The following is a 23,635-nucleotide window of genomic DNA, read 5'->3' on the forward strand; positions in this document are numbered from 1 at the left end:
GAGCTATATCAACATAAAATTAATATACTAACATTTTATTCAAGCTCAACTTTAGTTGCTCCTGCTTCAATAAGTTTTTGCTTTATTTTTTCTGCTTCGTCTTTAGAAACATTAGCAGTCAAATCTTTGGGTAAAGACTCAACTAATTCTTTCGCTTCTTTTAAATTCAATGTAGAATTAACTTCTCTAATAGCTTTAATCACTCCTATTTTTTTGCTTGCATCAATCTCTTTGATTACAACTTTATATTCAGCTTTTTCTTGAGCAACAGGAGCATTAGCATTATCACTAATAGGCACCCCAGCACCAACAGCTCCACCAAGAAAAGAACCACTAGGCAACCCTATTTTTTCTTCTAGAACTTTTACAAGTTCAGAAGCTTCTAATAGATTTAAAGATAATATTTTATCAACCAAATCACTTGTTACATTATTCATACTGACCACCTTATTTAACAACAAATTTATTTTTTAGAACTATAGTAATCCAAAACTCTCATAAGCCTCATAGAAGATGAATTAATAGACAATGCTAACCGAGCAGGAATATCATAAGATATTAAACGCATAATTTTAACACGCAATTCATCCAGAGAGGGAAGCTTAGCCAATTTGTTAACATCTTCCACTGTTAACAATTCATTTATATGAGCCGCACAAATCACAGACATTTTTTCTTTGTTAGCATTAATAAAATCAACTATTAACTTTGCAGCTTCTACTATAGCACTAGAATATATAATAGCAACAGAACCAGAAAATTTACCTGATAAATAAGAAAATTTACCAGTCCTTTCCAAAGCCAAGCAAGCTAGAGTATTTTTAACTACTAACATCCCACCCATTACAGATTTTAGACTATTCCTAAGAATTAATGAATTGCTAACATTCATAGACTTGAAATTTACCAATATTAAGAAATCATTATTTACAAACACATTCATTATGTTTTGTATAAATTCATCCTTATCTTTACGCTTCACAATTTCGCTCCCTTAAATTATATCTTCTACTTTGTTTATTTTATGAGCTTTACCCATAGTTGAATTTAAAAAAACGCTTTTAAAGTAAACTCCTTTCACAGAAGCAGGTTTATTGTCTCTAATTACTTTAAGAAAGGCTTTTAAATTTTCCAGCAAATCATCAATATCAAATTTAATACTTCCTAATTTACCATGAATAACCCCATTTTTATCCGTCCTGAATTTTATTTGACCAGACTTAATGGTTTTAGTAGCTTCCGCAATGTTAGAAGTCACAGTACCAAATTTAGGGTTAGGCATCAGCCCTTTAGCACCCAATACTTTTGCAATAGGAGTGATTTTTGCCATGAAATCAGGAGTAGTGATGCACCAATCAACATTCAACTTTCTACCTTTTTTTATCTCTTCAATTAAATCTTCTCCTCCTGTAATATCAGCACCAGCTTTTTCAGCTTCTAATAAATGTTTATCTTGAGCAAAAACAGCTACTTTAATATTCTTCCCGATACCTTTAGGCAACACTACTGTACCACGCACCTGCTCTTCAGATTTACGTGAATCTACACCTAAATTGACTGCGATATCAACTGATTCATTAAATTTTGCTGAAGCAGACTCAACAATCTTCTCCAAACACTGCTTAAAATCATCATTATATGTACTCATTTACCTAACCTTCCACAACTTCTATACCCATAGATTTTGCAGTGCCTATAACCATCTTCACTGCTGAATCTTCATTATCCACTTTCATATCAACCATCTTACACTTTGCCACTTTAATGATAGCAGACATAGATAATTTAGCCACTAATTCTTTACCAGAATTACCAGAACCTTTACTTAATTTAGCTTCCTGCTTAAGCAAATAAGCCACAGTCGGACCGCTGACAGTAAAATCATGAGAGCGATCATCCTTTATGGAAATTCTCACTGTTACTAAATCACCTACTTTATAACTAGCGTTAGCAGCGCTAGTAGCTTTATTAAAAGCTTCACAAAATTTAGGAACAGGTATACCACGCGGGCCAAGTACTGAAGCAATTTTCGGTCCTGGAACTGCTTTTCCAGCTTCCATAAGCAAGTTAATCTTAGCAACTACATTACTCATAATTAATCCTCTATTTTCTTTACTTGAGCCAAATCAAGCTCTATTATTGTTGGCTTACCTAAGATTGATACTTCAATATTAATAATTTTTTTCTCATCATTTACCATATCTACCTTACCAGTAAAATTTTGAAAAAGACCATCATTAATTTTTACTTTTTCACCTTTCTCATAACCATAACTCAACTTTTTCGTTTCTTGAGCATTGTAAAGCGCACTACACATTGAGCGAATCTCATTATCCTCAATCACCTTTGGAACATTACCATTTTTCAAAAATCCATAAACCTTAAGAGATTTTGGTATATTATTAATAAAATTTAATACCTCATCGCATAAATTCATGTATAAAAAGACATAACCAGGAAAGGACTTCCTTCGTTTAGCATTTTTTTTAGATTTTAAATCCATCTCACTTAATTCTTCACAAGGAATAAAAACCCTATTAAAATAATTATTAATATTCAATCTCATAGAATTTTCTAATATATATTGGCGCACTTTCTCTTCATAATTAGAGGCAACTCTTAAAATGTACCACTTATATCTATTAAATTCCTTACGTTTTAAAATTACCTCATCATCTGAAATCATCTCAAAATGACCAGACTCATCACCACAAAACCCAGTCATTTGATTCAAAATATTTTTGCTTTCATCACACAGATGCATACATATATATACTTCACATAACTCTTTTATATCAGATTTTACACCACATACTGTCTGATAAGGAATAAACACCTCCTTAAAGTAAACAGTATTGGTTGCCAACTCGCATATATCCTTCTCATACCCGTAATCGACTTTAATGATATACCATTTATACTTATATTCCATAAATAATTCCAAATAAAGTCTTAATTACGTAAAGAGACATAAAATCTACGAAGCAAAAGAAAATCGAAAAGCATAATATAACAGTTATTACAATAAACAAAGATGACAATACCTGCTGTTTTTTTATCCAAGCAATTCTCCTTATTTCTTGCTTTATATCGCAAAAAAAAACATACAGGTTTTTTAACATTTCTACCATAATATTAATGCAGGAGCGATAGGAATTGAACCTACAACCTCTGGTTTTGGAGACCAGCGCTCTACCAATTGAGCTACACTCCTATAATTCAAAGTTTACTCTAAAATTTCCGAAACAACGCCAGAACCAACAGTTCTACCACCTTCTCTTATCGCAAAACGTAATCCTTTATCCATTGCTATTGGTACTTGCAACTCCACTTCTATACTCACATTGTCCCCTGGCATTACCATCTCCTTTCCATCTAGCAATTTTATGCTCCCAGTTACATCCGTTGTCCTTAAATAAAACTGTGGCTGATAATTTCCAAAAAATGGTGTATGCCTTCCTCCTTCTTCTTTCTTCAATATATACACCTCCGCATTAAATTTCTTATGCGGGGTTATTGTCCCTGGTTTTGCCAATACTTGCCCTCTCTCCACTTCTTCTCTCTTTGTTCCTCTTAGTAGTATTCCTACATTGAGTCCTGCACTCCCCTTATCTAGCAACTTCTTAAACATCTCAACACCAGTACATGTCGTCTTTTGCGTCGCTTTCAGACCTATTATCTCTATCTCATCCCCTGTCTTTATCTCCCCCTTCTCTATTCTTCCTGTTACTACCGTCCCTCGGCCCGATATTGAAAATACATCTTCTATTGGCAACAAAAACGGCAAATCTACAGGCCTTGGAGGTACTGCCACATACTCATCTAACTTCTCCATCAATTTATCTATTGATTTCTTTCCATACTCACTACTATCATCCTCTAATGCTTTTAACGCAGACCCAACTATCACAGGCACTTCATCACCTGGAAATCCATACTTACTCAGCAACTCTCTCACTTCCATTTCTACCAAATCTATCATATCAGCATCAGCAACATCAGCTTTATTTATATATACCACGATATATCCAACACCCACCTGTTTTGCCAGCAATATATGCTCTCTCGTTTGTGGCATCGGCCCATCAACCCCTGACACTACCAATATCGCTGCATCCATCTGTGCTGCACCTACTATCATATTCTTTACATAATCAGCATGTCCAGGGCAATCAACGTGTGCATAGTGTCTCTTTTCTGTTTGATATTCAACATGCGCTGTTGCTATTGTTATACCTCTCTTTCTCTCTTCTGGCGCTTTATCTATTTGATCATATGCTACAAAATTACCATAATGCTTTGTTATCGCCGCTGTTAACGTTGTCTTCCCATGATCCACATGTCCTATCGTTCCCACGTTTACATGCGGCTTTCCAAATGCTTCTACTATCGCTGTCATAATTACTAACCTTTAATTATACTTTAACTTTAACTCATCAACCACATATTGTGGCACTTGTTCATAACAAGAAAAATGCATACTATACTGAGCTCTTCCCTGAGATATAGAACGCAAAACATTTATATAACCAAACATATTTGCAAGAGGAACCGAAGCAGTAATTATTTTGCTATTATTACCTAAATCCAGCATATCAACAACACTGCCTCTTCTACTATTTATATCACCCATAACATCACCCATATATTCTTCAGGAGTAATGATTTCCACTTTCATTATAGGTTCTAGCATTTTTGGACCAGCTTTATTTGCCATTTCCTTAAAAGCACCTTTAGCAGCAAGTTCAAAAGCCAAAGGACTAGAATCAACATCATGAAAAGCACCATCAAGAAGAGTAGCCTTAAAATCAATCAATGGAAAGCCGGAAATTATACCACCTTCTTTTATCAACTCTAAGCCATTTTGCACTCCAGGTATATACTCTTTTGGAATAGCACCGCCTACAATTTTACTTTCAAACTGAAAGCCAAAACCAGGCTCAAGAGGTTCGAATTTTATTTTAACTTTAGCAAACTGACCAGCACCACCTGATTGTTTTTTATGAGTGTAATCAATTTCAACAGATTTAGTGATAGTTTCACGATATGCAACTTGAGGCGCACCAACGTTAGCTTCAACATTAAACTCGCGCTTCATTCTATCAATAATAATCTCAAGATGCAGCTCACCCATACCTTTCAATATAGTCTGCCCACTCTCTGCATTTACTGACATCCTTAAAGAAGGATCTTCTGCAACCAATCTATTCAAAGCAACACCTAATTTTTCCTGATCTGAGGTGGTTTTCGGTTCTATAGCAATTTCAATAACAGGGTCAGGAAATTCCATACGCTCTAATAGTATAGGAAAATCAGATGAACATAAAGTATCACCAGTAATTGTTTTCTTTAATCCAACTAAGGCAACTATATCACCAACTTTAGCTTCGTTTATATCTTCTCTGTTATTTGCATGCATAAGCAACATTCTACCAATTCCTTCAGTCTCATTCTTTCCAGCATTTAACACAGCAGATTTAGATTTTAACTTACCGGAATAAATACGAATAAACGTCAAGCTACCTACAAATTTATCCGTCATCACTTTAAACGCAAGAGCAACGAATTTCTCTTTTTCTGAAGGTTTGATCTCAATTTTCTTTTCTGAATCTTTAGGATCAGTTCCAATAATTACATCAACATCAATAGGAGAGGGTAAAAAATCAACCACACCATCTAAAAGTGATTGCACGCCTTTGTTTTTAAAAGCTGACCCACATAATACAGGGACAAACTTTCCTTTAATGGTCCCGCTTCTCACACACTTTTTCAACAAATCAATTGGCAGATCGTTAGATTCAAAGTAAGTATTTATCGCCTCATCATCCATTTCAGCTGCAGCATCTAATAAAAGATTTCGATACTCTTGAGCCTTATCAAGCAAATCAGAAGGAATATCTTCATAAGAAAATTTAGCGCCTAATGTTTCTTCTTGCCATATAATAGCTTTCATAGAAATAAGATCGATTATGCCTTTAAAATCTTTCTCACTTCCTATTGGCAACTGAATAACTAAAGGTGATGCGCCAAGCTTCGTTTTTATCATATCGACACATCGATAAAAATTTGCCCCGATTCTATCCATTTTATTAACAAAGCAGATACGAGGAACGTTATATTTATCAGCTTGACGCCAAACTGTCTCAGACTGAGGCTCAACTCCAGCAACTCCATCAAATACAGCAACCGCACCATCCAAAACCCTCAAAGATCTCTCAACTTCAATAGTGAAGTCAACATGACCAGGAGTATCTATTATATTAATCCTATGATCATTCCAAAAACATGTTGTTGCAGCAGAGGTAATTGTAATGCCACGCTCCTTCTCTTGCTCCATCCAATCCATAGAAGCTGCACCATCGTGCACTTCACCAATCCTATTTTGTTTGCCAGTATAAAATAAAATACGCTCTGTTGTGGTGGTCTTGCCAGCATCTATATGAGCCATTATTCCTATATTTCTATACCTAGATATTAAAACTTCCATACCACAATCAATCAGCTAATATTAAAAACGAAGATGAGAAAATGCCTTATTAGCTTCAGCCATTTTATACTTTTCTTCACACATCTTAAATGCACCACCACATTTATTATAAGCATCTAATATTTCAGACTGCAAACAATAAACAGTAGTTCTACCGCTCTTTTTTCGAGCAGCAGAAGTTGCTCTAGCAATCCACCTTAATGCCAAAGAAATTGCTCTATCTTGACGAATTTCAACAGGGACTTGATAAGTTGCACCACCAATACGCCGAGAGCGTACTTCTATAGAAGGGGTAACATTTTCTACTGCTGTTTCAAAAATTGATAAGGCATCTTTGCCTATTTTCTTTTCAGCTAAGGATAAAGCACTATAAGCAATCTTTTCTGCAATAGATTTTTTACCACATTTCATAATTATATTAATAAAACGCATAAGCAAGACACTACCATAACGAGAGTCAGGGCTTGTTCTTTTTTTTGCTTTATTACGACGCGCCATAAATTTTAACCAGATTTCTTTACACCATATTTTGAACGAGCTTTCTTTCGATTTTGCACACCACGTAGATCAAGAGCACCTCTTATTATGTGATAACGTACACCCGGCAAATCCTTAACTCGCCCACCACGTATTAAAACAACAGAATGCTCTTGTAAATTATGACCTTCGCCAGGTATATAAGCCGTCACTTCACCGCATCCACTAATCTTTACTCTAGCTACCTTACGTAGTGCTGAATTAGGCTTTCTAGGAGTTGTAGTATATACCTTAGTGCAAACACCCCTTCTTTGAGGATTGCATTTTCCCAAAGCTGGCACCTTCTTCTTGCGAGTTAACCCTGATCTACCTTTACATATTAATTGATTTATTGTAGGCATATACTGTAAACTTAAAACTCTAAAAATAACTAAGTCTTAAGTTATAAAATAATAAACCTCAATAGTCAATATAAAAATAAACATTACTACTCTAATAATCTCAGCCTAATTGCTTTGAAAGCTACTGATAATTATATGCTAAAGCGCATATTGGTTTTAATATTAAGAAATTATCACTTGCTGTGGTCTAATTAATATAGATATGGAACAAGTATAGCCCTTCCCATAATAGTCCAAAAAGGTCATAAGAAAGAAGAATCAACAGCATGACGAAAAGATGTGAATAGAGGGATGTTTTTCCTAGCTCTGTTTTTTATAGCAAACCAATAATGTTCAATTTTGTTAAAATCTGGAGAATATGGAGGAAGATATAAAATTTCTGCACCAACTCCTTTAGCAAATCTTATTAGACTTATGAAAAGTAGCATTATCAAGGATAACAGTTTGTCCAGGTTCCAAAATCGGTGTCAGAAACTGCTCAAACCATTTATTAAAGATATCCATATTGCAGTGGCCTTTAAAGGTTAACGGAGCAATTATTTTTCTTCCACTTAAGGCTGCAACCATGCTAATTCGTTGAGTTTTCTTCCCAGATTTTAGGGCATAAAACCGCTGTCCTTTCTGGCAATAACCATAGGTTCAGTGTCCAGACTCATCTATATACACTAATTCTTTAGGTTCTTTTGTTGCTATAACCTTTGAAAATTGAGCTCGCTTTTCTTCATTTCTTTCTTTATATCCGTAGGTCTTTTTTTTCTTGTGAATCCTATATTTTTAAGTGCTCGATGAATTGTTTGTCTACTAATATTGCCCCAGCATCTCTGACTGAGTTTTGCCACCTTGCTCATTTGCAAATTCGGCAAATGCATTCCAGTCGGTAATTTTATGCCACGCTTCCAGGCTTTTTTGACTGAAAATCTCCCGTTTTCTCACGTCTTTTCTTCCACTCATATAAAGTTGTTTTTCCGATCTTAAATCTCTTGGCAACAGTTTCTCCACTCTCTCCTTCATCCAATGCTTCCATTGCTTTTTTTATAACTATATGCTGCTGGCATCCTTACCTTCCACTACTATCAATCCATATCTTACTCTTTTTGGACTATTATGAGAAGGGCTATAATATACTGTGATGGCTATCAAAGAATATGCAGAAAATAATGCTGATAATAGAGCCAAGAGCTTCTAACATTAATGCAAAAATACCAACCGAATTACCAGTAAAGCCGGATGATTTTTACAATCCTACTCTTGACACTTAGATTTAATGCAGCTACCCTAAGTTCAAAATTCTATACTCAATTTTGCTGTTTTTGCATACAAGGAACACGTTTTTAGAATAATGAAAACAATCAGCGCTTTAATTAAAGAAGGGTCAAAGCTACTATCATCACATAGAATTGAATCACCACATTTGGATTGTGAAATCATCATGCAGTACGTACTTGGAGTAGAAAGATCATTCACAATCATGAATCACATCAATCAGGTACCAAGAAACAAAGAACTTCTATTCTGGAAATTAACAAAAAAAAGAGCAGAAAGATATCCAATATCGCAAATAATAGGTAATCGTGAATTCTGGAGTAAAAATTTTATAGTTAACCAACATGTTCTAGATCCAAGACCAGACAGTGAGACAGTAATTTCAACAGTGTTAAAATATTACCAAAATAAGAAGCAAAAAATAAAAATTGCAGATTTTGGCACAGGCACAGGCTGTTTGTTGATCTCCGTACTTAGTGAGTATGAATATGCTATTGGAGTTGGTTTTGAAAAAAGCCTGGAAGCATACAAAATTACCTACCAGAACACAAAGAAACATAATCTTCTCAACAGAGCTAAAATATTTCCAAATTCGTGGATAGAATGCAGAGATTTATTTGATCTCATAATAAGCAATCCTCCATATATTAAAAGAAGTAAGTTAAAAGATCTGCAAGCTGAAGTGCAAAAAGAGCCAAGAATTGCTCTTGATGGCGGTATCGATGGATTGAGCTGTTACCTGAGTATTTTTCCAATATTGAAAAAGTGCCTTAAAAAAGATGGGTTTGCGATATTGGAAATAGGCGAAGATCAAAGCAATATTGACAAAATAATACCCTTATATGGACTGGCTTTTCAGGAATACGTATACGACTTGGCTGGAATGAAAAGATGCATTGTTGTAAAGCAAGATAAAGAACATGACTAGCAGAACGCTAGCTTTCTAAGAACCTGTTCACAATCTCAAGAAAGGCATAAAGTAAGAAATAGAGTGTATAAATTAGGATATATGAGGAGTGTATACCCAAGTGACATAAGTCGAGAGAAGTTTGAGATTATTTCACCAGATCTGGAGTCTTGTGGAAAAAACAAAACCAAGAAAACTTGATTTGTATGATATATTTTGCGAAGTGTTGTACGCCCTAAAAAGTGGTTATCAGTGGAGGATGCTACCAAAAGAGTTTCCAAAATGGCGCAATTGTTATGATTATTTCAAAAATGGAGTGAAAAAGTAAAAGGAAATAAAAAAAAGTATTTTGGAGTGCATGTTAAAAAAAATAGTTAGTGTGGTCCGACAAAACAATGTTTGGAAAGAAAAAATCAGCTTTTGCATAATTGACACTCAGAGTGTAAAGAACGCAGACACTGATGAAGAAAAAGGCTATGACGCTGGTAAAAAAATCTCAGGAATAAAACGCCATATCGCACGAGATATAGATGTTTGCTATTTATTCTTAAGCTTGGGAGTGTTAAATAGCATTTTACTTTTTTTAGTATGTAGAGATTTTCTAGGAATTATTCTATTGAATTCTATGATATTATTTTTTGTAACATTGTTATACATACCATAAGAGTGAACTGACGAAATTTGTAAAGGAGTTTTATGGCTTAGCTACATGGTACTAACACTCAAGTAAATTTTCATCAATGACGCAATTTGCTATGTCTATATCTCACATAGCTTACAACTTGCTTTACTCCTTTTACTTTTCTTGCAATTGCTATTACAGCTTTTAATTCCGCCTTATTTTGAGCTATACCCATCAAATAAACGACTCTATCAACTGTATTAACGCTATAATTAATTGATTTAATATTTCTTTTTCCCAGAAGCCTCGTGCTTATCTCTGCTGTTATCATACCATCTACAGTAACATCTAGCATAGAAGTCATTTTAATTGGTGTGACTCTTATTTCATTTATCACTTCTTTAATCTCTTTTTGCTGCCAAGCTATTTTCTCTGCTGTGAGTTGCTTTTCATGATTATCAACATTTCCAATGAGTAATACTCTTCCTTCACTCACTTTAACTTTTATAGATGAGAACAGTCCGTGTTTTAAGAGTCCCTTATTGATTCTTATTACTATAGTTGTATCATCAATAATGTTTCCCAAGGATTTATCTTGCATTGTTATTGCTGTAGCCGCTGCAGTTGCTGTTACCACTATACCACTCACAAGAGTCGTACAGCCACTCTGTGTAATCAGAAAAATTGCGAGTAAGAAGCTTGCTATTAATCTCATTATTAATTTCCAGAGTTTAGAGCTTTAATTAAAGAATATTAATAAGCTTTTTTTATTGTGTAAATACTATAAATTGAATAAGCCTTGAATATTTCTAAGACAGTACTTATCTCAATAATGTTAGTTAAAGTAATTCAGGCTTAGATTCATAGTGGAGTTAACCAGTATTATAAGTTCAGTCTGTGGTACTAAAATCTAATCTTTAAATTGCATAAGATGACAGAAGTGGTTATCTATAAGTTAATGAAGGGTTCTTGCGGATATGGCGAAATTGGTAGACGTGCCAGGTTTAGGTCCTGGTGAGCTTGCTCGTGGGGGTTCAAGTCCCTCTATCCGCACTTAAAGTCATGTAACTCAGGTTTTAAGAGAAAATTTATAATCACTAAGTACACTTTTGTTTGTATAAGAACCTGTTCTTAAGGATTGTATTTAACTTAAATTCTGGTAAAATGGCTTTATTAAAACATAAATAAAATATTGATAACAGGTTGTAATGTCTAGTAATATAACTCAAAATGCAGTCGAAGCAGATACATTAAGTAATATATATACCTATAAGGAACTTAGTGTAGATAAACTAAAGTATGAGTATGAAATCACAGTTAGTAGTGATTATATAGAACAAAAGATAAACTCTAGATTACAAGAAATAGCGAAGGATGCAAAATTGCCTGGATTTAGATCCGGAAAGATGCCTTACGATCTTGTTGTTACAAATTATAAAAACGAAGCTTTGGAATATGTGATAAAAGATACGATTGACTATTGCTCAAGTGATTTAATGAAAAAAATCGAAGTTAAGTCTCACATCCATCCTAAGGTTGATATTATGTCATTACCAAACCTGGATAAAAAGGATGAAAAAGGCGACTTTCTGTACAAATTATCTTTTGAATCGATGCCAAAAGTGCCAGTAATAGATCTTGATAAAATAAATTTGAAGAAAGTTAAGGCAAAAATCAAAGAGGGAGACATAAAAGAATTTATTGATTCTATAAAAACAAAATTTCCTAACTTTGTCTCTGTTGATGATGCTTCTTATCAAGCAAAAAACGAGGATAAACTGATAATTGACTTTGAAGGGCGAATTAGAAATAAGCTCTTTCAAGGTGGAAGTGGCAAAAATTTTACTGTTAATTTAGGATCTGGAACATTTATAAATGGTTTTGAAGATCAATTAATTGGCATGAAAAAAGGGGAAACAAAAAGCTTTAAGTTGAGATTTCCTGAAGATTACCAGGTAATTTCCCTTGCGGGGCAGGAGGCTGCTTTTTCTGTTCGAGTTAATGATATTCAGATTGCCGAAGATTTGCAAAGTGATAATGAAATAGCTAGGAGAATTGGTTTTGAAGATCATTCTTCGCTAATAAATCATGTAAAAGAAGTAATTGATAATCAGTGTAAAGAAATGGGAGATCTCTTAATTAAGAAAGAGCTATTTGATTGTTTGGATGCTAGTTATAGTTTTGATTTGCCTATAGAAGTAGTAAAACAGGAACAGCAGAGAGTGGAAAGAGAGTTGAATGCTAAAGATGATTCTTGTAAAGAAGCTGAAAGACGTGTAAAGCTTGCAATGCTATTTATGGAGTTCAGTAAAGAACATGAAATATCATTAACTCAAAGTGATATTATGAATGTTATTGTAAATCAATATGTCAGTAAAGATGTATCATTTGACAGAGTATTTAAACATTTTAAATCAGACGGACAATTTCAGGAATTAGTTAGAGGGCAAGCGCTTGAGTATAAAGTGACAGATTATATGATAGAAAAAGCTAGTAAAGAAGAACAGATTGTTTCTGTGAAAGAATTAAAGGAATTATTTGATAATATTTGATAGGAAAAGGTATGACTCTTATACCAATTGTAGTTGAACAAACTAGTCGCGGTGAGCGGGCTTATGACATATATTCAAGGCTAGTAAAAGAAAGAATAATTTTCGTAACTGGCCCTATTGAAGACAACATGGCCAGCGTAATAGTAGCACAGCTTTTATTTTTAGAATCGGAAAATCCTGATAAAGACATTCATATGTATATTAATTCGCCAGGCGGTGTTGTAACTGCTGGTTTATCAATCTACGATACAATGCAGTACATAAGTCCAGACGTTTCAACTTTATGTATAGGTCAAGCTGCATCTATGGGTTCTTTGTTGCTTGCAGCTGGTGCGAAAGGTAAGCGCCACTCTCTACCTCATTCAAGAATTATGATACATCAACCATCTGGTGGTTATCAAGGTCAAGCAACTGATATAGAAATACATGCTAAGGAAATTTTGCGAATTAAGAAAAAGCTAAATCAAATTTATGAAAAACATACTGGGCATTCACTCAAGAAGATTGAAGGAATGATGGAAAGAGATAAATTTTTGGATCCTATAGAAGCAATGAAACTTGGCTTGATTGATAAAGTAATAGCTGAGCGTAAAGATATGAAGATTGAAAATATTAAAGTTAAACAAAAGGTAGTTTAATGGATAACAATAATGATTTACACTACTGTTCTTTTTGTAACAAGGCACAAAACGAAGTAGATAAATTGATTACTAACTCTTCAGATGGTTTAAAGGTGTTCATTTGTAATGAATGCATAGAGTTATCCCATAAAGCAATAAGTCAAAAGAAAGAGAGAGCTTTTAATTCAGATCATATATCTGATATGAAGCTATTACTAAAGAAACCTGAAGATATAAAAAATTTTCTTAGTAAGCATGTTGTAGGTCAGGAACATGCGCAACACGTTTTATCTGTGGCTATGTATAACCATTGTCAATCCATGGTGCAACTTCATTCTATAAGTGATATTGAAATTGAGAAGTCAAATATAATGCTTATTGGCCCTACTGGTTCTGGTAAGACTTTGCTAGCAAAAACACTTGCTAAAGTTTCAGATGTGCCATTTGCTATGGCCGATGCGACAACTTTGACTGAGGCAGGTTATGTAGGTGATGATGTAGAAAGCGTGTTGTCACGTCTATTACAAGCTGCAAATTATGATGTTGCAAAGGCACAGCATGGTATAGTGTTTATCGATGAAATAGACAAGATCACAAGAAAGTCTGAAAGCGCTTCAATAACCCGTGATGTTTCAGGTGAAGGGGTCCAACAAGCTCTACTAAAAATCATGGAAGGTACGGTTGCTTATGTTCCTCCACAAGGAGGGCGAAAACACCCGCAACAAGAGTTTATACAAGTAGACACTAGTAACATACTATTTATTTGTGGAGGAGCTTTTGAAGGCCTAAATAAAATTATTGAGGCAAGAAAAAAGGGAACATCAGTTGGCTTTGGAGCAGATATAAGTCAGTCTAAAGCACAAAAGAAAAAAAATGCTTTATGCGATGCTCAACCTGAGGACTTAATCAAATTCGGTTTGATACCCGAATTTGTAGGACGGGTTCCAATAACTGCTGTTCTAGATGAGCTGGATCACGAGGATTTAATACATGTGTTGACAGAGCCAAGAAATGCGCTAGTAAAACAATATAAAGCATTGCTTGCATTTAGTAAAGTAAACCTTGAGTTTTCAGATGAAGCAATATCAGCTATTGCTAAAAAAGCTATAAGCTATAAAACAGGTGCAAGGATGTTACGTGCTATCTTAGAGTCACTTTTGCTTGATGTTATGTATATATCCGGCAACGGAGGTTTTGAAGGTAGCACTATAACGGTTACTAAGAAAATGGTAGAATTAGGCAAAGCGACGATTAATCATAATAATAAGGGTAGTGTTATAACGGTTAATGATTAATTTGAGGCATATATTATGAGTATTGGACGTGCTGTAAACTTTAATTCTACTGTATTACCAGTATTACCTCTAAGAGATGTAGTAATTTTTCCAAATATAATGTTGCCTTTATTCGTAGGTAGAGAAAAATCTGTTCATGCACTAGAATATGCAATAAGTAGCAGTAGTCACCAAAACGAGATTTTTCTCATAGCACAAAAAGATGGTTCTATTGATAATCCAGAGCCAGAGAATCTTTATGAAGTAGGCGTGTTAGCAAACATTATACAACCATTAATAAAACTGCCTGACAATGCAGTAAAAGTCATGATTCATGGGGTAAGAAGGGGAAGAGTTATAGAATATATTAGCTCTCACACTTTGTTACAGGCCAGAGTAGCGTTAGATGGTCATTATGAGTATGGAGAAAATGAAGATAATATTGATTTAGAAGCTTTAAGGCGTTCTGTTATAGATGCATTCGACAATTGGTGTAAACTAAGCAAGAAAAGTCGACCCGAGATTATTATTGACCCCATTGATCAAGTTAAAGAGGTTAATCAAATTGTAGATATGATAGCTTCGCACTTAAATATAAAGGTATCAGATAAGCAAAACATACTTGAAGTTTATAACCCAAAAGAGCGTTTAAAAAAAGTTTTTGCTCTTATTGAGAGAGAAATAAGTATTTTGAGTGCACAAAACCGCTTGTATAAGACAATTAAATCACAGGTTGAAAGTACTCAAAAAGTTTACTACCTTAATGAGCAATTAAAAGCTATACAGAAAGAATTAGGTGAGTTTGAAAATGGAGATGAAGGGAATATACTCAATGAATTTGAAAAAAAGATAAATGAAACAAAGCTTTCTGAGGAAGCAAAAGAGAAAGCCATAACTGACTTAAAGAGATATAAGAAAATGAATCCCATTTCTCCTGAAGCAACAGTTATATCTAGTTACTTGCATTGGTTGCTTGATTTGCCATGGGGAAAGTACAAAGATGCAAAAATTAACTTAAATGCGGCTAAAAAAATCTTAGATGAAAATCATTATGGCATAGAGAAAGTAAAAGATAGAATAATAGAATTTTTAGCAGTATTAAAGAGAGTAAAAGAGATAAAGGGTCCTATACTTTGCTTAGTTGGACCACCTGGTGTTGGTAAAACTTCTTTAGCTAAGTCTATGGCAAAAGCAGTAGGAAGAGATTTTGTTCGCATATCTCTTGGTGGTATACGTGATGAGTCTGAAATACGAGGACACAGAAAAACTTATATTGGCTCAATGCCTGGTAAAATCATTCAACACATGAAAAAAGCTAATTCATGCAACCCGCTTTTTCTGCTTGATGAAATAGATAAGATGGGTTCTGATTCGCGTGGTGATCCTGCATCTGCATTACTTGAGGTTTTGGATACTGAGCACAATAAACACTTTACGGATCATTACTTGGAAGTTGAATTTGATCTTTCAAGTGTAATGTTTGTAGCTACGGCAAACAGCTTAAATTTGCCACATCCTTTGCGTGATAGGATGGAAATTATACAATTATCTGGATATAGCGAAGATGAGAAGATCAGTATTGCTACGCATCACCTTATTCCAAAATTAAAAAAAGAGCATGGTTTGCATCAGAAGGAGTGGAAAATAACCAATGAAGCATTATACGAGTTGATACGTTTATATACACGTGAAAGCGGCGTGCGAAGCATGGAAAGGGAACTTGCAAAACTCATGAGAAAGGCAGTTAAAGCAATATTAACTGATAAAAATAAGAAAATATCCGTAGAGACTGGTAATTTACAAGATTACCTAGGGGTACGTAAGTATACCTTTGGCATTGCAGAAAATGAGAGTTTGGTAGGGGTAGTAACTGGTCTCGCCTATACTGAAACAGGTGGTGATATTTTAATGATAGAGTCAGTCCTAATTCCGGGCAAGGGGGAAATAAAATACACAGGAAAGCTTGGAGAGGTTATGCAAGAGTCTATAAAAGCTGCGTATAGTTATGTGCGATCAAATTGTTTATTTTTCGGTATAAAACCCGAAAAATTTCAAAATAATGATATACATTTGCATGTACCTGAGGGTGCTGTGCCAAAAGATGGTCCCTCTGCTGGCAGTGCAGTATGTACATCTATTGTTTCTCTTATGACAAATATACCAGTTAACAAAAGTGTTGCTATGACAGGTGAAGTAACATTGCGTGGTAGAGTGTTGGCTATTGGGGGTTTGAGAGAAAAATTGCTTGCTGCGCTAAGAGGATCAATCAAAACTGTGATTATACCAAGTGAAAATGAGAAAGATATGCAAGAGATTCCTGCAAATATAAAAGAAGAAATCAATGTAATTTTTGCTGAGAATATTGATGAAGTTATAAAAGTTGCTTTGATGCACCCTATTACTTCAATTGATGATAATAACGAAATTAGTGTGTCTAGCTCCATAGAAAATAAGGATAATACCTTCCTTTCATCAGAAACATTAAAGCACTAAATTGAAAAGGTTTATGCAATTTTCGTTTCTTTTTTTTAACCTCAAAGCTCTGATTTGAATATATAAATTACAAGTAACATATATGGCAATTTCATAAGTTCATTTTTCAAGCATATATTGCAATATCTCACTAGCAATTGCAACATCTTGGCGTGGAGTTTTACCATGTTCTATAAACACTGAGATTGCATAGCGCGGATCATGGTAGGGGCCATAAGCGATAAACAATTTATGACTTTCACCTTTAGAGTTTATCTCTGGTGTTCCGGTTTTGCCAGCAATTTGTATACTGCCTAGTCCTTTTCTATAGTTAGAATTCACCACGTCAAACATAGCTTTTCGAACCACACTAAGATGCTCATGATTCACATCAATATCAAGAAAGTCTTGCCCTGATTTACTCATCTCAATGTGGGGAATTACCTCCTTTCCTGTTGCAACCCTCGCTGCAAGAACCGCAAGCTGTAATGGCGTTGTAAGTAAATACCCTTGTCCTATAACTAAGTTAATGGTATCACCTAAATACCACTCTGAATATAGCTTGCGTGCACGCCAATTCATGTCAGGCAACAATCCCGGAGCTTCTTCCTTAAACATTCCAATTAATGGTCCACTTCCTATACCAAATTTGCTAGCCATTTCTAGTAGAGAATCTACATTTATTTTTTTTCCTATATTATAAAAGTAAGTGTTGCATGAGAGAGCCATTGCCTCATTTAAAGATACATATCCATGAACTTTGCTTTTCATGCAACGAAATTTCCGCTCACCTATCTTCATATATCCCCTACACGAGAATTTTTCTTCTGGTGTTATTATTCCATCTTTTAAACCCGCAAGCGCATCTATTATTTTAAATATTGAACCAGGTGGAATTTGATATGATAATGCACGGTTTACAAGCGGTAACGAAGGAATATTTAAACTTTCCCAAGTTTCATTTGATAATCTGCTAGTGAAAAGATTATTATCGTAAGAAGGTGAATTATATAATGCTAAAATTTCTCCGTTATTTACATCAATTACCACTGTGGAACCTTGGTGGTCTTTAAATATCTCTGCAATTTTCTTCTGTAAATCAACATCAATTGTCAGCTGTACATCTTGTCCGTCTTGTTGAGGTATGCTAGACAACTCTCTCATGATACGCTTCTTAGAATTTATTTCCTGCTCAGACTTGCCTGTCCTGCCTTTTAATATATCATCATATGTATATTCAATGCCACTAACCCCTGCTTCGTTTATGCCTTGCTGTCTTTTCGTGTATCCGATTATATGAGAACATATCGAACCAAATGGGTAGTAACGTTTATAAAGAGCAGTTATTCTTCTTTCTGATGATTTTATCGCATCAGGTTTAATTTCTGATAACATCTGCAAGTCAACTTCCCTAGTAAAGTTTTTTTGCCCATCAAACAAAACAATATACGAAATTTTGTTTACTGCGAGTTCAACGCTATTCCTATCCAAAATCCTGCCTCGTTTAGGCACAATAGTAACAACTTTTATCCTATTATTATTGGATAGCACTTCATATTTTTGTCTATCTCGTACTTGTAAAGTATACAACCTACAACTAAAAATAGCAGAAATAGTAAGCTGAATACCACCTAATATGAATGACCTACGGTTGAAGACCTTGTTTTTTGTCCACATAGAATTCCTTTAGAACGCACTCATCCTCCTTTTATTGGCACATTTCTAGCTTTCACTACATCACAAACCCTTTCTTCCCACTCACTTAAGGTAACAAGTTTGTAACCCGATTTTTTTAGTATTTCAATAATCTGAGGTAAAGCTTCAACTGTATTTGATTTGTTATCGTGATCATGGAACAATATAATCGCTCCATTATGTACATTGCTTAAAACTCTTTCAACCAAAATCTCTGATTTATCACCTTGCCAATCCAGAGAATCGACTGTCCATAATATGGAATACATATTTAATCGATTAGTATTTTCGATCAAATTATCGTTATGACATCCATATGGTGGGCGAAACCATTTTATATTCTGTTCTGTTGCATTTTTAATTGCTATATTTGTCTTTTCCAGTTCTTGCAATTGCTCCTCACTTGAAAGTGATGTCAACTTCCTATGCGACCAAGAATGATTACCTAATTCATGACCTGCTTGATGGATCTTTTCTACTATTTTAGATGTTTTTTTATTTATGCGTTCACCAAGCAAAAAAAATGTCGCTTTTGTTTTATTGCTCTCCAGAATATTAATAATATCTCCTGATCTATTATAAGATGGACCATCATCAAACGTAAGCGCAACGAACTTATCGTTGTTATTCAATAATTTCTTTATATTACTTAAATTTTTATATGATAGATCCAAATCACAATTGAGCCCACGATATGGTAAGTTAAAGTTACAATCACTACAGAAAACTGCGCTTGAATATAGCAAAAGAAAAGCGATTATTCTTATAAACATATATAATCAGCAAAGTGATAGAGTACTACACTTTTTTGCTAAATTAAACCACTTTTAACAGCTACTGTTTACTTCGTTACTTTGTCAATATATTATATTAATAACTTTATATAATATAGTATGATTGCAAATATAAATACCGTTGCACTTCAGGGAACCAGCACAGTAAATGTTAATGCACAAATTCACATGGCAAATGGTATTCCAGCTTTTAATATTGTTGGACTGCCGGATAAAACTGTTGCAGAATCCAGAGAGCGCATCAGAGCAGCATTAAACTCAATTAATTTACTCCTACCTCCAAAAAGAATCACAGTTAATCTTTCCCCTGCGGATTTGCTTAAAGAAGGTAGTCATTATGACTTAGCTATTGCTGTTGGATTACTTGTTGTAATGAATGTGATACCAGTTGAAAAAGTTCAGTCTTATATAATTATGGGCGAGCTTGCACTAGACAGCAGAGTCATACCAATCTCAGGAGTACTTCCAACAGCAATCAATGCAAAACAGGCAAATAAAGGAGTAATTTGCCCAAGGGGAAATGGAGTAGAAGCTTTATGGGTAAAGAATGTTTCTATTCTGGCTATAGAGAAATTAACCGATATTATCAGACATTTTAAGGGTGAGCAGTTAATTCAGCCGGTAACTTTTAACTATAGCGCTGCACCCAAAGAAAAAAATTCAGTTCCAGATATAAAGGATATTAAAGGTCAAGTTGTTGCAAAAAGAGCAGCTGAAATTGCAGCAGCAGGTGGACACAATATGCTTCTTGTTGGACCTCCTGGTACTGGAAAGTCAATGCTTGCTAAGCGATTTATAGGGCTATTACCCGATTTGACTGAACAAGAGATGATTGATGTTAATATCATCTCTAGCATAACAAAAGCCGGTAACGAAACATTTAAAGTAACTCGTCCCTTTCGTGAACCTCATCATTCATGCTCCATGCCAGCGATGATAGGAGGAGGAAAAAATGCAAAGCCTGGGGAAATCACCATGGCTCACAATGGTGTGTTATTTCTTGATGAGCTACCTGAATTTCCAAGGCTTGTGCTTGATTCTCTACGCCAACCACTTGAAGATAGAAAGGTAACTATTGCACGTGCAAATGCTCACATTACTTATCCAGCTAATTTTCAACTTATAGCTGCAATGAATCCCTGCAGGTGCGGTTACTTAGGTGATGCAAGTAGATCGTGCAACAAAGCTCCAAAATGCGGCACAGATTATAGAAATAAAATATCAGGACCATTGCTTGATAGAATAGACATATGCATTGAAATGCCAAACGTTAGCATACTTTCTCCTGAAATCTCTGTGGAGGGAGAAAGTACCGAGGTTATAAGAGGAAGGGTGATAGCAGCGAGAAAAATTCAAACTGAGCGTTATAGTAAATTTAATATTCGTTGCAATGCAGAAGTCAGTGGTGAAGCATTAAATAAATTCACTGAACCAGATCAGGAAGGGTTAGAATTGCTAAAATACGTACTGAAAGAAAATTACATTTCCAATCGAGGTTACGCGCGCATATTAAGAGTTGCAAGAACCATTGCAGATCTTGCGAAAAGTGAGGAAATAAAAAGAGCACACATCGCAGAAGCGCTGAATTACAGAATAAGAATGTATAAATAAATTAATCTGCTTGACAGAAAACTTTTTTTGCCATATACTGCCATTAGTGAAATTTTAATATTTTTGGAGTAAAGTTATGAGAGGAATTAAAGAAATAAAAAATAAATACAGAAGTGAAGGGCTTTGGTCAGCAGCTAAAGAAGTTCCTGTGCAAGGTTGGGATCTTGTAAAAGAAGATCCGCGTAAAACAGTTTTTACTTTTGTAGCAATTGCAGCAGTAGCTTCACTTACAGCTGCTTATTTTTTAAGTCCAGCTTATGCAACCTTTGTTGGTACAGTTGGAACAAAAGCTGCAACACTTGTTAATCCTGCGATTACTGCAATGTCTAATTTTGCATTTGCTCATCCACTCATTGCTAGTTTGGTAGTTCTTGCTGCAGTAGCAGCTTTAATAACTGCACCTGTGTATGCATATAAAAACAGTAATAAGGCAAGTCAAATTGAGGAAGTGAAACAAGATATTTCTAATGCTCTTAAGAAAGATTCTGATGGCAATGTTAACTTAGAAAACAATAAAGTTGAAATTGCTGAAGGTGATGCACCAAAAAGACTTCTTACTAACGCTTGTGTAAAACTTGGAATTGTACAATTACAACAACTTAATTAGTAGTTTTACAAAGTAAAGGGATAGGCTTCTATCCCTTTTTCACAATTTTTTTTTGCATTCTAAGTAGTGCTGTTTGAAAGCCTGCAATTATTATACCTACTGATTAACAATGTTAAGAATAAGTAAATCTTGTTTACTGTTTGCGTATGTCAAAATGAAAAATGTTTGCATATTGTTAAAAAAGCAGTAACTTGTTATCAAGTGAATTCACTAATATTTGAGTAAAATTTAAATGTCAATCGACCTTAGTTTACCAGAGCTACCTGTATTACACCCAAGGATTACCGTTGTGGGAGTGGGTGGTGCTGGCGGAAATGCTGTAAACAACATGATTCAATCCAATTTACAAGGAGTAAATTTTGTTGTAGCAAATACCGATGCTCAAGCGTTAGAGAAGTCATTATGTGATAAAAAAATTCAACTTGGTATTAACTTAACTAAGGGCCTTGGTGCTGGTGCTTTGCCTGATGTTGGTAAAGGTGCAGCAGAAGAATCAATTGATGAAATTATGGAGCATATAAAAGATAGCCATATGCTCTTTATCACAGCAGGGATGGGTGGTGGTACTGGAACAGGTGCTGCACCGGTAATTGCAAAAGCAGCCAGAGAAGCAAGAGCGGTAGTTAAAGATAAAGGAGCAAAAGAAAAAAAGATACTGACTGTTGGAGTTGTAACTAAGCCGTTCGGTTTTGAAGGTGTGCGACGTATGCGCATTGCAGAGCTTGGACTTGAAGAGTTGCAAAAATACGTAGATACACTTATTGTCATTCCCAATCAAAATTTATTTAGAATTGCTAACGAGAAAACTACATTTGCTGACGCATTTCAACTCGCCGATAATGTTCTACATATTGGCATAAGAGGAGTAACTGATTTGATGATCATGCCAGGACTGATTAATCTTGATTTTGCTGATATAGAAACAGTAATGAGTGAGATGGGTAAAGCAATGATTGGTACTGGAGAGGCAGAAGGAGAAGATAGGGCAATTAGTGCTGCAGAAGCTGCGATATCTAATCCATTGCTTGATAATGTATCAATGAAAGGTGCGCAAGGAATATTGATTAATATTACTGGTGGTGGAGATATGACTCTATTTGAAGTTGATTCTGCAGCAAATAGAGTGCGTGAAGAAGTGGATGAAAATGCAAATATAATATTTGGTGCCACTTTTGATCAGGCGATGGAGGGAAGAGTTAGAGTTTCTGTTCTTGCAACTGGCATTGATAGCTGTAACAACAATTCATCTGTTAATCAAAACAAGATCCCAGCAGAGGAAAAAAATTTTAAATGGCCTTATAATCAAATTCCAATATCAGAAACAAAAGAATATGCTTCAACTGAGCAAACAAATGAAAGAGTTAAGTGGGGTAGCAATGTTTATGATATACCAGCTTATTTAAGAAGAAAAAAATAATGCAATTTTGGCTACTCAAGTCAGAGCCAAGTGAATACTCGTGGCAAAAAATGGGAAAGGAGCAGGTGACGCAGTGGAATGGTGTATGCAATTATCAAGCTCAAAATTACATGAGAGCTATGAAATTAGGCGATCTTGCATTTTTTTATCATACAGGTAAAGAGAGAGTTATACTTGGAATAGTTGAAGTATTAAAGGAGTATTATCATGTTTATAATTCCAAATTTGGACTAGTGAATGTAAAACTTTTGAAACCTTTAAGTAACCAAGTGACGTTAAACAGTATAAAACAAAACCCACTTTTGAAAAATATGGTTATATTAAAACAATCACGTTTATCAGTTTCTCCAGTTTTAGAAACTGAGTGGAATGAAATAATAAGGATGAGTGATGTGTAATACCTGTTGCCAAACAATATTACCTCAGCACACAACAT

22 protein-coding genes, 2 tRNA genes and 2 pseudogenes are annotated in these 23,635 nt (G+C 34.8%); 11 read left to right on the forward strand and 15 right to left on the reverse strand.

What is annotated here, in order from left to right; translation table 11 throughout:
* Positions 1-35 precede the first annotated feature (35 nt).
* The 12 genes and pseudogenes from rplL to ACICP1_RS04395 all read right to left on the reverse strand — a co-directional run bounded on the left by rplL (position 36) and on the right by ACICP1_RS04395 (position 8,420).
* A complete protein-coding gene (gene rplL, locus ACICP1_RS04340; protein WP_007301986.1) occupies positions 36-437 on the reverse strand; it encodes a 50S ribosomal protein L7/L12 in 402 nt (133 codons plus the stop codon).
* A 26-nt stretch (positions 438-463) separates the two neighbouring features.
* Positions 464-982 (reverse strand): 50S ribosomal protein L10, encoded by a 519-nt coding sequence (gene rplJ, locus ACICP1_RS04345; RefSeq protein WP_007301987.1) that lies wholly within the window; start codon positions 980-982, stop codon positions 464-466.
* 12 nt (positions 983-994) lie between these two features.
* A complete protein-coding gene (gene rplA / locus ACICP1_RS04350; RefSeq protein WP_264375820.1) occupies positions 995-1,648 on the reverse strand; it encodes a 50S ribosomal protein L1 in 654 nt (217 codons plus the stop codon).
* 4 nt (positions 1,649-1,652) lie between these two features.
* Positions 1,653-2,093 carry a 50S ribosomal protein L11 gene (locus ACICP1_RS04355; RefSeq protein WP_395461149.1) on the reverse strand — a complete coding sequence of 147 codons (441 nt, stop codon included), beginning with the start codon at positions 2,091-2,093 and terminating at the stop codon, positions 1,653-1,655.
* A gap of 2 nt (positions 2,094-2,095) precedes the next feature.
* Positions 2,096-2,932, reverse strand: a complete 837-nt coding sequence (gene nusG / locus ACICP1_RS04360; RefSeq protein ID WP_395461150.1) for a transcription termination/antitermination protein NusG — start codon at positions 2,930-2,932, stop codon at positions 2,096-2,098.
* The gene (gene secE / locus ACICP1_RS04365) at positions 2,922-3,131 is read right to left on the reverse strand and encodes a preprotein translocase subunit SecE (RefSeq protein ID WP_012481857.1); all 210 of its coding nucleotides are present in this window, start codon (positions 3,129-3,131) and stop codon (positions 2,922-2,924) included. Before secE ends, nusG begins: the two co-directional genes overlap by 11 nt.
* Before the next feature lie 10 nt (positions 3,132-3,141).
* A tRNA-Trp gene (locus tag ACICP1_RS04370) sits at positions 3,142-3,214 on the reverse strand.
* A 12-nt stretch (positions 3,215-3,226) separates the two neighbouring features.
* Complete coding sequence (tuf, locus tag ACICP1_RS04375; protein ID WP_395460931.1) at positions 3,227-4,399, reverse strand: elongation factor Tu; 1,173 nt, start codon at positions 4,397-4,399, stop codon at positions 3,227-3,229.
* 12 nt (positions 4,400-4,411) lie between these two features.
* A complete protein-coding gene (fusA, locus tag ACICP1_RS04380) occupies positions 4,412-6,487 on the reverse strand; it encodes an elongation factor G (RefSeq protein ID WP_010406835.1) in 2,076 nt (691 codons plus the stop codon).
* A gap of 21 nt (positions 6,488-6,508) precedes the next feature.
* The gene (gene rpsG / locus ACICP1_RS04385; protein WP_006014699.1) at positions 6,509-6,985 is read right to left on the reverse strand and encodes a 30S ribosomal protein S7; all 477 of its coding nucleotides are present in this window, start codon (positions 6,983-6,985) and stop codon (positions 6,509-6,511) included.
* 5 nt (positions 6,986-6,990) lie between these two features.
* Positions 6,991-7,365, reverse strand: a complete 375-nt coding sequence (gene rpsL, locus ACICP1_RS04390) for a 30S ribosomal protein S12 (protein WP_395461151.1) — start codon at positions 7,363-7,365, stop codon at positions 6,991-6,993.
* Positions 7,366-7,607: 242 nt separating this feature from the next.
* Positions 7,608-8,420: pseudogene (locus tag ACICP1_RS04395) on the reverse strand (IS630 family transposase).
* Between the two features lie 284 nt (positions 8,421-8,704).
* On the opposite strand from ACICP1_RS04395, the gene prmC reads away from it, so the two are divergent.
* Both prmC and ACICP1_RS04405 read left to right on the forward strand, forming a co-directional pair.
* Positions 8,705-9,556, forward strand: coding sequence for a peptide chain release factor N(5)-glutamine methyltransferase (gene prmC / locus ACICP1_RS04400; protein WP_017532120.1), 852 nt, complete (start codon positions 8,705-8,707; stop codon positions 9,554-9,556).
* A gap of 81 nt (positions 9,557-9,637) precedes the next feature.
* Positions 9,638-10,061: pseudogene (locus ACICP1_RS04405) on the forward strand (transposase); the annotation flags it as partial.
* A 211-nt stretch (positions 10,062-10,272) separates the two neighbouring features.
* On the opposite strand, the gene ACICP1_RS04410 reads toward ACICP1_RS04405, so the two are convergent.
* Positions 10,273-10,872 carry a BON domain-containing protein gene (locus tag ACICP1_RS04410; RefSeq protein ID WP_019236651.1) on the reverse strand — a complete coding sequence of 200 codons (600 nt, stop codon included), beginning with the start codon at positions 10,870-10,872 and terminating at the stop codon, positions 10,273-10,275.
* A 256-nt stretch (positions 10,873-11,128) separates the two neighbouring features.
* On the opposite strand from ACICP1_RS04410, the gene ACICP1_RS04415 reads away from it, so the two are divergent.
* The 5 genes from ACICP1_RS04415 (at position 11,129) to lon (ending at position 17,096) form a co-directional block, all read left to right on the forward strand.
* Positions 11,129-11,210 (forward strand) — tRNA-Leu (locus tag ACICP1_RS04415).
* Between the two features lie 155 nt (positions 11,211-11,365).
* On the forward strand, positions 11,366-12,709 hold the full coding sequence (tig, locus tag ACICP1_RS04420; protein ID WP_139686894.1) for a trigger factor: 1,344 nt from the start codon (positions 11,366-11,368) through the stop codon (positions 12,707-12,709).
* 11 nt (positions 12,710-12,720) lie between these two features.
* Entirely contained in the window at positions 12,721-13,347 is a 627-nt protein-coding gene (gene clpP / locus ACICP1_RS04425; RefSeq protein WP_139686893.1) for an ATP-dependent Clp endopeptidase proteolytic subunit ClpP, read from the forward strand.
* Positions 13,347-14,624: an ATP-dependent Clp protease ATP-binding subunit ClpX gene (gene clpX / locus ACICP1_RS04430; protein ID WP_395461152.1), complete on the forward strand. Its 1,278-nt coding sequence runs from the start codon at positions 13,347-13,349 to the stop codon at positions 14,622-14,624. Before clpP ends, clpX begins: the two co-directional genes overlap by 1 nt.
* Positions 14,625-14,639: 15 nt before the next feature.
* Positions 14,640-17,096: an endopeptidase La gene (lon, locus tag ACICP1_RS04435; RefSeq protein WP_395461153.1), complete on the forward strand. Its 2,457-nt coding sequence runs from the start codon at positions 14,640-14,642 to the stop codon at positions 17,094-17,096.
* 99 nt (positions 17,097-17,195) lie between these two features.
* Here lon and ACICP1_RS04440 read toward each other — a convergent pair whose 3' ends face one another.
* Together ACICP1_RS04440 and ACICP1_RS04445 are read right to left on the reverse strand one after the other, a co-directional pair.
* The gene (locus ACICP1_RS04440) at positions 17,196-18,752 is read right to left on the reverse strand and encodes a penicillin-binding transpeptidase domain-containing protein (protein WP_395461154.1); all 1,557 of its coding nucleotides are present in this window, start codon (positions 18,750-18,752) and stop codon (positions 17,196-17,198) included.
* Between the two features lie 20 nt (positions 18,753-18,772).
* A complete protein-coding gene (locus ACICP1_RS04445; protein WP_395461155.1) occupies positions 18,773-19,543 on the reverse strand; it encodes a polysaccharide deacetylase family protein in 771 nt (256 codons plus the stop codon).
* Between the two features lie 120 nt (positions 19,544-19,663).
* Here ACICP1_RS04445 and ACICP1_RS04450 point away from each other — a divergent pair, with 120 nt between their 5' ends.
* From ACICP1_RS04450 to ACICP1_RS04465, 4 genes are all read left to right on the forward strand, one after another.
* A complete protein-coding gene (locus ACICP1_RS04450) occupies positions 19,664-21,175 on the forward strand; it encodes a YifB family Mg chelatase-like AAA ATPase (protein WP_395461156.1) in 1,512 nt (503 codons plus the stop codon).
* A 76-nt stretch (positions 21,176-21,251) separates the two neighbouring features.
* Positions 21,252-21,782 carry a hypothetical protein gene (locus ACICP1_RS04455; RefSeq protein ID WP_395461157.1) on the forward strand — a complete coding sequence of 177 codons (531 nt, stop codon included), beginning with the start codon at positions 21,252-21,254 and terminating at the stop codon, positions 21,780-21,782.
* Positions 21,783-22,014: 232 nt separating this feature from the next.
* Complete coding sequence (ftsZ, locus tag ACICP1_RS04460; RefSeq protein WP_006014742.1) at positions 22,015-23,199, forward strand: cell division protein FtsZ; 1,185 nt, start codon at positions 22,015-22,017, stop codon at positions 23,197-23,199.
* Positions 23,199-23,597: an EVE domain-containing protein gene (locus ACICP1_RS04465; RefSeq protein WP_264330442.1), complete on the forward strand. Its 399-nt coding sequence runs from the start codon at positions 23,199-23,201 to the stop codon at positions 23,595-23,597. Before ftsZ ends, ACICP1_RS04465 begins: the two co-directional genes overlap by 1 nt.
* The last annotated feature ends 38 nt before the right edge of the window (positions 23,598-23,635 follow it).

The sequence above is a fragment of the Wolbachia endosymbiont (group B) of Ablattaria laevigata genome (assembly GCF_964277395.1).
GTDB lineage: Bacteria > Pseudomonadota > Alphaproteobacteria > Rickettsiales > Anaplasmataceae > Wolbachia.

What these genes read in the sequence shown, in the direction of transcription:
- prmC (WP_017532120.1), top strand. Translation starts at nt 8,705, where the DNA reads ATGAAAACAATCAGCGCTTTAATTAAAGAAGGGTCAAAGCTACTATCA.
- rpsG (WP_006014699.1), bottom strand. Translation starts at nt 6,985, where the DNA reads ATGGCGCGTCGTAATAAAGCAAAAAAAAGAACAAGCCCTGACTCTCGT.
- ftsZ (WP_006014742.1), top strand. Translation starts at nt 22,015, where the DNA reads ATGTCAATCGACCTTAGTTTACCAGAGCTACCTGTATTACACCCAAGG.
- ACICP1_RS04445 (WP_395461155.1), bottom strand. Translation starts at nt 19,543, where the DNA reads ATGTTTATAAGAATAATCGCTTTTCTTTTGCTATATTCAAGCGCAGTT.
- lon (WP_395461153.1), top strand. Translation starts at nt 14,640, where the DNA reads ATGAGTATTGGACGTGCTGTAAACTTTAATTCTACTGTATTACCAGTA.
- fusA (WP_010406835.1), bottom strand. Translation starts at nt 6,487, where the DNA reads ATGGAAGTTTTAATATCTAGGTATAGAAATATAGGAATAATGGCTCAT.
- ACICP1_RS04455 (WP_395461157.1), top strand. Translation starts at nt 21,252, where the DNA reads ATGAGAGGAATTAAAGAAATAAAAAATAAATACAGAAGTGAAGGGCTT.
- rpsL (WP_395461151.1), bottom strand. Translation starts at nt 7,365, where the DNA reads ATGCCTACAATAAATCAATTAATATGTAAAGGTAGATCAGGGTTAACT.
- clpX (WP_395461152.1), top strand. Translation starts at nt 13,347, where the DNA reads ATGGATAACAATAATGATTTACACTACTGTTCTTTTTGTAACAAGGCA.
- tuf (WP_395460931.1), bottom strand. Translation starts at nt 4,399, where the DNA reads ATGACAGCGATAGTAGAAGCATTTGGAAAGCCGCATGTAAACGTGGGA.
- nusG (WP_395461150.1), bottom strand. Translation starts at nt 2,932, where the DNA reads ATGGAATATAAGTATAAATGGTATATCATTAAAGTCGATTACGGGTAT.
- clpP (WP_139686893.1), top strand. Translation starts at nt 12,721, where the DNA reads ATGACTCTTATACCAATTGTAGTTGAACAAACTAGTCGCGGTGAGCGG.
- ACICP1_RS04410 (WP_019236651.1), bottom strand. Translation starts at nt 10,872, where the DNA reads ATGAGATTAATAGCAAGCTTCTTACTCGCAATTTTTCTGATTACACAG.
- ACICP1_RS04440 (WP_395461154.1), bottom strand. Translation starts at nt 18,752, where the DNA reads ATGTGGACAAAAAACAAGGTCTTCAACCGTAGGTCATTCATATTAGGT.
- rplL (WP_007301986.1), bottom strand. Translation starts at nt 437, where the DNA reads ATGAATAATGTAACAAGTGATTTGGTTGATAAAATATTATCTTTAAAT.
- ACICP1_RS04450 (WP_395461156.1), top strand. Translation starts at nt 19,664, where the DNA reads ATGATTGCAAATATAAATACCGTTGCACTTCAGGGAACCAGCACAGTA.
- rplA (WP_264375820.1), bottom strand. Translation starts at nt 1,648, where the DNA reads ATGAGTACATATAATGATGATTTTAAGCAGTGTTTGGAGAAGATTGTT.
- secE (WP_012481857.1), bottom strand. Translation starts at nt 3,131, where the DNA reads ATGGTAGAAATGTTAAAAAACCTGTATGTTTTTTTTTGCGATATAAAG.
- ACICP1_RS04355 (WP_395461149.1), bottom strand. Translation starts at nt 2,093, where the DNA reads ATGAGTAATGTAGTTGCTAAGATTAACTTGCTTATGGAAGCTGGAAAA.
- tig (WP_139686894.1), top strand. Translation starts at nt 11,366, where the DNA reads ATGTCTAGTAATATAACTCAAAATGCAGTCGAAGCAGATACATTAAGT.
- ACICP1_RS04465 (WP_264330442.1), top strand. Translation starts at nt 23,199, where the DNA reads ATGCAATTTTGGCTACTCAAGTCAGAGCCAAGTGAATACTCGTGGCAA.